Here is a 726-nt window from a genome sequence, read left to right as displayed (position 1 = left end):
ACGAGCTCGTGCATGGTTGGCGGTAGCGCGTCGAGACCTTGATCGTTGATCATGATCCGTGTGGTGGGGAGCCGGACACGTGCAGCAATCATCCGTAGCCAGCGGATCACCGGGCTGGCGCCCGACGTGATCGCAGAACTCGTCGCAGAGATCGGTCCGTTGTGGCACGAGCGGCACCAGGCCGTGCTGACGTCCCGCCCTCGCCGCCGGGCCGTCGGTGCCGGTGCCAAGTACAAGCTGGTCTTTGTCGACCGCCTGTTGGCCACGCTCGTGCACCTCCGCCATGCAACGACGCACGACGTGCTGGCCTGCTGGTTCGGCGTGGACCGCTCCACCATTACGCGTGCGATCGGTGAAGTGCGGCCACTGCTCGCCGACCGGGGCTGCACCGTCGCGCCTGACATCCGACTCTGCACACTCGCCGAGGTCATCGACCATCTCGGCGCGAGCGGGCAAACCGGAATCATCGACGGCACCGAGGTCCGGGTGCGTCGCCCGGCTGTCGGACACAAGGACCGGGAGAAGTTCATCTCCGGGAAGAACAAGCAGAACGCCGTCAAGTCCATGGTCGTCACGGACGCCGAGGGGCGGCTGCTGTTCTGCAGTCCGGCCGAGCCTGCAAGCTGCGCGGACATCACGCACGCCCGGAAGCTGGGCCTGGTCAAGCTCCTGGCCGACGGTCCGGCCGTAGAGATCCTCGCCGATGCCGGCTACCAGGGCCTGGGC

The 726-nt window shown here is 67.2% G+C and carries 1 protein-coding gene; it reads left to right on the top strand.

Going from position 1 to position 726, the window contains the following annotated elements; all coding sequences use genetic code 11:
- Positions 1-51: 51 nt before the first annotated feature.
- Positions 52-726 (top strand): transposase (locus LCE31_RS40060; protein ID WP_225023242.1); only part of this gene is annotated, 675 nt, incomplete at its 3' end.

Origin of the sequence: Streptomyces sp. 8L (assembly GCF_020176795.1) — a bacterium.
Taxonomy (GTDB): Bacteria; Actinomycetota; Actinomycetes; order Streptomycetales; family Streptomycetaceae; genus Streptomyces.
The sequence above is the reverse complement of the archived record's forward strand: the minus strand, read 5'-3'. Positions and strand labels throughout refer to the sequence as shown.